This window comes from Methylorubrum zatmanii, from assembly GCF_014845115.1.
Classification (GTDB): Bacteria; Pseudomonadota; Alphaproteobacteria; order Rhizobiales; family Beijerinckiaceae; genus Methylobacterium; species Methylobacterium zatmanii.
The window spans coordinates 1-7,601 of record NZ_NKUI01000259.1 but is presented as its reverse complement, the minus strand read 5'-3'; the positions used below and the strand labels follow the sequence as shown (position 1 = coordinate 7,601).

Genomic DNA, 7,601 nt, shown 5'->3' with positions numbered 1-7,601 from the left:
GGGCCGGGACGGGGGGACGTCGGCAGGCGCCACCGGCGGCGGCGTCACCGCCGAGGAGGGACGCTTCAGCGCGACCTGAAGCTGACGGGCCATGTCTGACAGGACGGCGGGATCGACCACTCGGGGCTCGCGGCTGGCGATGACCGGCGGCGGCTCCGGTACCGGCTCGGATTCCGGGGGCGGCGTCGGGACGGCGGGTGCCGCCACGACCTCGGGGCGCGCGACGCGCTCGGAGGTGACCTCCGGCCGAGGGGTGACGAGAGGGGGGGCCGTGCGGCGCATCAGGCGACTCACCGGCGTGGCCGGCCGGAGAGCGGGCGGGATCTCCTCGGGCTCGAACAGGCCGGGATCGAGGGGCGGCGCCCGGTCGGGGGCCGGCGATGTTCCCGGCTTGGCCGGCGGCACCACCTCCGGCATCGTGAAGGTCGGCGGCGCGGGGCTGTCGAGGAAGGGTTCGGTGCGCGGCGCCTCAGAGGCGTCGGGCGCGCCCAGCTCCCCCTCGGAGCGGCCATTGGCCTCCGGCGCGTAGCGGCTCCCGGCGCCGCGCTGGATGTGCCGCTCGATCACCACGTCGTTGGGCCCGCCGACGAGCAGCAGGTGCTCCACATTGTCCCGCCGCAGCAGGATGAGCTGACGCTGGCGGTCGAGTTCGTAGATGTCGACGATGCCGAGCCGGGGCTGGCGCCCGCGCTGGCTCGGCCCGGCCGCCAGCGACAGCCGCCGCCCGGATAGCCGCATGAACAGCATGGTCGCGACCAGGAACAGCACCAGGATGACGAGGAAGATCACCAGGAACTGCAGGGCGTAGGAGCCCTCGGAACTGAAGAACGCTTGCAAGACCGGCGTCTCTCGTCATCGGGGCCTGAGACGCCGCGCACCACGTCCGGCTCGGGGCCGGCGGCGGTGGGAGACGCGCTCTCGGCCCCACGCAATACAGGGCCCGATTATCGCCTCCGCCCGGAGCGCCCGCAACAAAGGCTGAGACTTCGTTAACAACTCGGTGCGGTCCGCAGGGGCGAAATCCACACTTGCGGAGGGCGAAACCCGGCCGATCCACCCGGCAGGATTTGCCGGGTTAACCGCTCCTTAACCATAGGCGCGGCACTTTCTGCCGGGTCCGGTCCAGCGACCTTCCGGGGCTCCCCCCGCAGCCGCACCGGCCGTCCGAGGCACCATGTCCCTCACCGACCTGCCCCTGCTCGGCATGCTGCGCAACCGGATGCAATGGCATCAGGCCCGTCAGGCGCTGCTCGCCGAAAACGTCGCCAATGCCGACATGCCGGGTTTCCGCCCGCGCGATCTCGCCGAGCCGAGCCGATCATCCGCTGGGTTGGCCGCCCCCCTCGGCGCCGCCATCGGCGGCGACGGGCTCGCCCGCACGGATACCCGCCATATCGGGCTGTCGGCGGAGAGCGGTCCGAACGCCGATCCGCGCCGGTTCAAGGGGTTCGAGGTCCGCCCCTCCGGCAACGGCGTCAATCTGGAGGAGGAGATGATGAAGGCGGGCGACAACCAATCCGACTACCAGCTCGTCGCCTCGCTCTATCAGAAGAGCCTCGACGCCCTGAAGATCGCCGTCGGCAAGCGCTGACGCGCCTGAGCGGGATCTGCCATGGATTTCATGAAAAGCCTCGGCATCGCCGCCTCCGGCCTCAAGGCCCAGTCCGGCCGGATGCGCATCATCGCCGAGAACATCGCCAACGCCGATTCCACCGCGAAGACGGCGGGTGGCGAGCCCTATCGGCGCAAGGTCCCGACCTTCGCCAGCCGCTTCGACCGCGAACTCGACGCCAAGGTCATCGAGGCCGGCCGCATCGCGCGCGACCCCTCGCCGTTCCGCACGAAATACGATCCCGGCAACCCTGCCGCCGATGCCCGGGGCGAGGTGCGGCTGCCCAACGTCAACGGGCTGATCGAGAACATGGACATGCGCGAGGCCCAGCGCTCCTACGAGGCCAACCTGAACATGGTCACCGCCACACGGCGAATGATCTCCCGCACCCTCGACATCCTGAAGGCGTGACCCCCATGACCACCTCCGCCTTCGCCGCCGGCGCCTACGCCGCCGCCCAGAACATCGCCCGTCCCGGCGCGCCGAAGCTCACGCAGGGCATGGCGGCGACGCCGGGCGGCTTTACCGGCATGCTGCAGCAGAGCCTCGACGGTGTCGCTCAGGCCGGCGCCCAGGCCGACCGCGCCGCCCTCTCGGCCGCCGCCGGCAAGGCCAATGTCGTCGACGTGGTCACCGCCGTGGCCGAGAGCGAGACCGCCCTGCAGACCCTGGTCGCCGTGCGCGACCGTGTGATCTCCGCTTACGAGGAGATCATGCGCATGCCGATCTGATTCCTTTTCGGCGTTTCCCCGCTCCCCGCAAGCGAGGTGGTGGGATGCTCACCAACGATCCTCGGAAACAGTCGAAAGCCCCATGACCGGCCTCGCCATCCTCGACATCGCCCGTGACGGCATCCTCGTCTTCCTGAAGGTGGCGGGGCCGCTGATGATCGTCGCCCTCGTGGTCGGCCTGATCGTCTCCCTGTTCCAGGCGCTGACCCAGATCCAGGAACAGACCCTGATCTACGTGCCGAAGATCGTCGCGGTGTTCGGCGTGATGCTGCTGATGCTGCCCTTCATGGGCGATGCCATGGCCGCCTACATGGCCCGGATCGCCGCGCGCATCGCCGCGGGCGGATGATGTCCCGCCGGCCGCGCAGAGCGTGTAGGAAGGGCGGGCATGACCACGCCGCTCGACCTGCTGCTGCCCGGCCTCGCGGCGGCCTTCCTGCTCACCTTCGCCCGGGTCGGCACCCTGATGATGCTGGTGCCCGGCATGGGCGAGCAGCTTGTTTCGGCCCGCCTGCGGCTCGGCCTCGCCCTCCTCGTCACCCTCGTGCTGTTCCCGGCGGTGCGCCCGCTGCTGCCGACGAACAACGGGGCGCTGGCGGCCCCCTCCCTGATCGGGCTCCTGTTCGGCGAGATCCTGATCGGCCTGATGCTCGGGCTGTCGGTGCGGATGGTGGTCGCCGCGCTGCAGACCGCGGGCGTGGTCATCTCGCAGCAGCTCGGCCTGTCCTACGCCATGACCGTCGATCCGACGATGGGCGGACAGCAGGTGGCGCTCGGCAACTTCCTGTCGCTGCTCGGCGTCACCCTGGTGATGGCCACCGATCTGCACCACCTCGCCCTCGAAGCGATCGGGCGCAGCTACACGGTGCTGCCGCCGAGCGGTGTCCCCGGCATGGGCGATGCGGCCAAGCTCGCCCTCGACGCCTTTGGACGCGGCTTCTCCCTGGCGGTTCGGATCTCGGGCCCCTTCATCGTGTTCGGGATCCTGTTCAATCTCGGTCTCGGGGTGCTGTCGCGGCTGATGCCGCAATTCCAGGTTTTCTTCCTCGCCGTGCCCGCCTCGCTGCTGATCGGCATGATGCTGCTCGTGAGCGCCCTGTCCCTGATCATGGGGCTGTTCCTGGACAATCTCAGCCGCTATCTCGGCGCCTTCCTCGGGCAGTAGCCGCTCCCTTCCGGGCCCGCGCTGCGATCTGGAGCGGGGGAGCCTGAGCCGGTGGCCGACGAGACCGACGACGAGGACAAGACCGAAGACCCGACGCCACGGCGCATCGAGCAGGCGATCGAGCGCGGCGACGTCCCCAACAGTCCCGAGATCAACACCTTCTTCATCCTGGCGGCCTTCACCCTGGCCCTGCTGCTCTCGGCACGGCCGGTCGCCGAGGGCCTCACCCGCGACATGCGCGGCTTTCTCGAACATGCCGGTGCCCTGCCCTCCGACGGCGGCACCTATCTCGGAGTCGCCCTCCGCGTCGGCACCGTCACCCTCAAGGCCCTGGCCGTGCCCGTCGGGATCGCGATGCTCGCGGCCATCGCCGCCGGTTTGGTCCAGCACCGGCCGATCTTCACCGCCGAAAGCCTGATGCCGAAATTCGCGCGCATCTCGCCCATGGCCGGCGCCAAGCGCCTGCTCGGCATGGATGCCTGGGTCAATTTCGGCAAAGGCCTCGCCAAGATCGTCGTGTTCGGCACGGTGGCCGGGGCGATCCTGTGGCACGAGCACGACCGGGCCGAATCCTTCGCCCAGCTCGAACCGGGCGCCGCGCTCCAGGGCACGCTCTCCCTCGCCCTCAAGATGATGGGCGGCATGCTCGCCGCCTATGCGGGGATCGCGCTCGGCGATGCGCTCTACCAGCGCCACCGCTGGCGCAACCGGCTGCGCATGACCAAGGAAGAGATGAAGCAGGAGCACAAGGAGAGCGAGGGCAGCCCCGAGGTGAAGGCCCGGATCCGGCAATTGCGCCAGTCCCGCCTCAAGAAGCGGATGATGGCCGCCGTGCCGACCGCGACCGTGGTGGTGACGAACCCGACCCACTTCGCCGTGGCGCTCCGCTACGAGGCCGGCATGGCCGCCCCGGTCTGCGTCGCCAAGGGCGTCGACTCGCTGGCGCTGCGCATCCGCGCGGTCGCCGCCGAGCACGATGTCCCGGTGATGGAGAATCCGCCGCTCGCCCGCGCCCTGCACGCCACGGTCGAAGTCGATGCCGAGATTCCGGCCGAGCATTACCGCGCAGTTGCGGAGGTGATCGGTTTCGTGCTTCGCCTGCGCCGCCGGGCCGCCTGAGGGCCGGCGAAGTCCCTCAGGCGCCACGGTTTATGCACCATTCTCCGGCAATGCTCCGGCGAAGGCATGACGTTTTGGACGCGCACGGTCCCGGAGCGGCGACCGGCGATGGAGTGGGTAGGCCTGATGGCTGAGGTCAGCGGACCAGCGGTGCCGGCATCCGGTTCCATCGACCGCTCGGAGCGGCCGGGCCGGGTGGGCCTGCTGCTGATGCTCGCGGGGCTCCTCGTCGGCGCGGCGGTCGGGCTGTCCTTCGTCGCCAACGAGCAGGCTCAGCCGCTCATCCTTGCCCTGCTGGCGCTGCTGGCTATGGCGGGCGTGTTCTTCCTGTTCGCGCTCGCCATCGGCGCGCTCCAGCTCGCCGGCCCGGCCTCGCGCGACGACATCACCCGCGCCATCGCCGACGCGGCACCGGAGGGGAAGCTCGTCGTCGAGGATAACGGCCGGATGATCTACGCCAACGAGGCCTATATGCGCCTCGCCGGCGGCGACAGCTTCTCGAATCTGCGCCCCATCGAGCGGATCTTCGTCGGTGCGCCCGAAGTCTCTGAGGCGGTCTACCGCTTGGCGCAGGCCGCCCGCGACGAGCGCGCCTATACCGAAGAGATCCGGATGTCCCCCCCGCCCGGCGGCGCGGCGGATCGCGACTTCGCATGGTACCGCATCGCCGTGCGCCCGATCCCGCGCCATCGCGGCTCCGCCGCGCTCTGGACGGTGAGCGACATCACCCACGAGCGCGAGCGCCAGGAAAACGTCTTCCAGGAACTCCAGCACGCCATCGACTATCTCGATCACGCGCCGGCCGGCTTCCTGTCGATCGATGCGGCGGGCTCCATCGTCTACATGAACGCGACGCTCGCCTCCTGGCTCGGCTACGACCTCGCCACGGTCGGATCCGGCGGGCTGAAGCTGCTCGAGATCGCTCCCGGAGCCGACGTGCTGACCGCTTCGCCCGGCCTGCCCGGCGAGGTCCGGACCGACCGCTACGACATCGACCTGCGCCGCCGGAACGGCCAGCCGCTGCCGACCCGGCTCTATCATCGCGTCGCCTACGGGCAGGATGGGGCGCCCGGCCCCTCGCGCACCTTCGTGCTGAACCGCTCCGCCGGCTCGGATGCGGACGAGCCGCAGCGCGCGGCGGAAGTGCGCCTTGCCCGCTTCCTCAACAACAGCCCCATCGCCATCGCCACCCTCGACCGCGACGGTCGGGTGATCCGCGCCAACGCCTCCTTCGTCCGCCTGTTCGCCGGCATGCCGCGCCAGCCGGCGGCGGAAGCCGGCCGCGAGGCGCCCGACCCGATGATGCGCGACGCGGTGCTGGAACGCGACCGCAGCGCGATCGAGGGTGCGCTCGCCCGGGCCGCCAACGGCTTCGGCGGCCTCGACCCGATCGAGGTCGGCCTGTCCGGCCCCGGGGACCGCTCGGCCCGCGTCTGGATGAGCCCGGCGGATGCCGACGGGACCCAGCGGCCGGATTCCGAGGAAGGGGGAAGCGACGGCGACCGCGAGCGGGTCATCCTCTACGCCCTCGACACCACGGCGCAGCGCCAGCTCGAACAGCAGATCGCCCAGACCCAGAAGATGGATACGGTCGGCCAGCTCGCCGGCGGCATCGCCCACGACTTCAACAACGTGCTGCAGGCGATCATCGGCTATTCCGACTTGCTGCTGGCGAGCCACCGGCCGACCGATCACGCCTTCCAGGACATCATGCAGATCAAGCAGAACGCGAACCGGGCCGCGAGCCTGGTGCGGCAGCTGCTGGCCTTCTCCCGCCGCCAGACCCTGCGGCCGGAGGTGATGGATGTCGGCGAGGCGCTGTCCGACCTCACCCTGCTGCTCAAGCGCCTGCTCGGCGAGCGGGTGCAGCTCGATTTCCGGCACGGGCGCGAGATCTGGCCGGTCAAGGCCGACGTGAACCAGTTCGAGCAGGTGATCGTGAACCTCGCGGTCAACGCCCGCGACGCGATGCCCGGCGGCGGCAGCCTCACCATCCGCACCGCCAATTGCCCGGTCGATGCCGAGCGCCCGGTCGGCATCCCGGCGGGCGATCACGTGATGATCGAGGTCACCGATACCGGTGAGGGCATCCCGCCGGAGGTACGCCAGAAGATCTTCGAGCCCTTCTTCACCACCAAGGAGATCGGCAAAGGCACGGGTCTCGGCCTTTCGACGGTGTTCGGCATCGTCAACCAGTCGGGCGGCGCCATCGACGTGCAATCGACGGTCGGGGAAGGCACCACCTTCCGCATCTATCTCCCGCGCCACGAGCCCGGCATCGAGGCGCTGCCGGAGCCGCTGCCGCCCCTTCCGACTCCGGCCCCCAAGAAGGAGGCCGCCGCCTCCGCCGCCCCGGTACCGGTTTCGCAGGAGCCGGACAGCGGCGTCGAGGCGACCGGGGAAACGGATGCGAAGCCGGCCGCCGAACCGCCGCCGGAGCCAGCCCGTACGCCGGAGCCGCCGAAACCCGCGGCCGACCATACCGGCCAGGGTACAGTTCTGCTGGTCGAGGACGAGGATCCGGTCCGCGCCGTCAATTCGCGGGCCTTGTCCGCCCGCGGCTACACGGTGTTGGAGGCGGCGTCGGGCATCGAGGCCCTGCGCCTGATCGAGGAGCATGCCGACGGCATCGACGTGGTGGTCTCCGACGTCGTCATGCCGGAGATGGACGGGCCGACCCTGCTGCGCGAATTGCGCAAGCACTATCCCGACCTCAAGGTGATCTTCGTCTCCGGCTACGCGGAAGACGCCTTCCGCAAGAACCTCCCCGAGGGCGAGGCCTTCAACTTCCTGCCCAAGCCCTTCAGCCTCAAGCAGCTCGTCGAAACGGTGAAGCGGACGATGGCAGGCTGAGACGGGCACCGGGTGATCGGATCACGACAGGATCGATGCGCCTCCCCGGTCTCGGCAGAGGCGATCTCCTCACTGGCGCAGGATCGGATCCACCAATACGGAACCCGCTCCGATCAAGCGG

The 7,601-nt window shown here is 70.0% G+C and carries 8 protein-coding genes; 7 read left to right on the top strand and 1 reads right to left on the bottom strand.

What is annotated here, in order from left to right; genetic code table 11:
- A partial coding sequence (locus tag MZTS_RS22915; RefSeq protein WP_192285551.1) for a hypothetical protein occupies window positions 1-837 on the bottom strand: 837 nt, incomplete at its 3' end.
- A gap of 337 nt (window positions 838-1,174) precedes the next feature.
- Here MZTS_RS22915 and flgB point away from each other — a divergent pair.
- The 7 genes from flgB to cckA all read left to right on the top strand — a co-directional run bounded on the left by flgB (window position 1,175) and on the right by cckA (window position 7,480).
- A complete protein-coding gene (flgB, locus tag MZTS_RS22910) occupies window positions 1,175-1,591 on the top strand; it encodes a flagellar basal body rod protein FlgB (RefSeq protein WP_009865000.1) in 417 nt (138 codons plus the stop codon).
- Between the two features lie 21 nt (window positions 1,592-1,612).
- The gene (gene flgC / locus MZTS_RS22905) at window positions 1,613-2,023 is read left to right on the top strand and encodes a flagellar basal body rod protein FlgC (RefSeq protein ID WP_009865001.1); all 411 of its coding nucleotides are present in this window, start codon (window positions 1,613-1,615) and stop codon (window positions 2,021-2,023) included.
- A gap of 5 nt (window positions 2,024-2,028) precedes the next feature.
- Window positions 2,029-2,343 carry a flagellar hook-basal body complex protein FliE gene (fliE, locus tag MZTS_RS22900; protein ID WP_192285550.1) on the top strand — a complete coding sequence of 105 codons (315 nt, stop codon included), beginning with the start codon at window positions 2,029-2,031 and terminating at the stop codon, window positions 2,341-2,343.
- A gap of 82 nt (window positions 2,344-2,425) precedes the next feature.
- A complete protein-coding gene (gene fliQ / locus MZTS_RS22895; RefSeq protein WP_192285549.1) occupies window positions 2,426-2,692 on the top strand; it encodes a flagellar biosynthesis protein FliQ in 267 nt (88 codons plus the stop codon).
- Between the two features lie 39 nt (window positions 2,693-2,731).
- Entirely contained in the window at window positions 2,732-3,508 is a 777-nt protein-coding gene (gene fliR / locus MZTS_RS22890; RefSeq protein ID WP_192285548.1) for a flagellar biosynthetic protein FliR, read from the top strand.
- Between the two features lie 51 nt (window positions 3,509-3,559).
- Window positions 3,560-4,627, top strand: a complete 1,068-nt coding sequence (gene flhB, locus MZTS_RS22885; RefSeq protein ID WP_192285547.1) for a flagellar biosynthesis protein FlhB — start codon at window positions 3,560-3,562, stop codon at window positions 4,625-4,627.
- Between the two features lie 126 nt (window positions 4,628-4,753).
- A complete protein-coding gene (gene cckA, locus MZTS_RS22880) occupies window positions 4,754-7,480 on the top strand; it encodes a cell cycle histidine kinase CckA (protein WP_192285546.1) in 2,727 nt (908 codons plus the stop codon).
- Window positions 7,481-7,601: the final 121 nt, after the last annotated feature.

Excerpts from the sequence above, each read along its gene's own strand:
- fliE (WP_192285550.1), top strand. The coding sequence starts at position 2,029 with ATGACCACCTCCGCCTTCGCCGCCGGCGCCTACGCCGCCGCCCAGAAC.
- flgB (WP_009865000.1), top strand. The coding sequence starts at position 1,175 with ATGTCCCTCACCGACCTGCCCCTGCTCGGCATGCTGCGCAACCGGATG.
- fliR (WP_192285548.1), top strand. The coding sequence starts at position 2,732 with ATGACCACGCCGCTCGACCTGCTGCTGCCCGGCCTCGCGGCGGCCTTC.
- flgC (WP_009865001.1), top strand. The coding sequence starts at position 1,613 with ATGGATTTCATGAAAAGCCTCGGCATCGCCGCCTCCGGCCTCAAGGCC.
- cckA (WP_192285546.1), top strand. The coding sequence starts at position 4,754 with ATGGCTGAGGTCAGCGGACCAGCGGTGCCGGCATCCGGTTCCATCGAC.
- fliQ (WP_192285549.1), top strand. The coding sequence starts at position 2,426 with ATGACCGGCCTCGCCATCCTCGACATCGCCCGTGACGGCATCCTCGTC.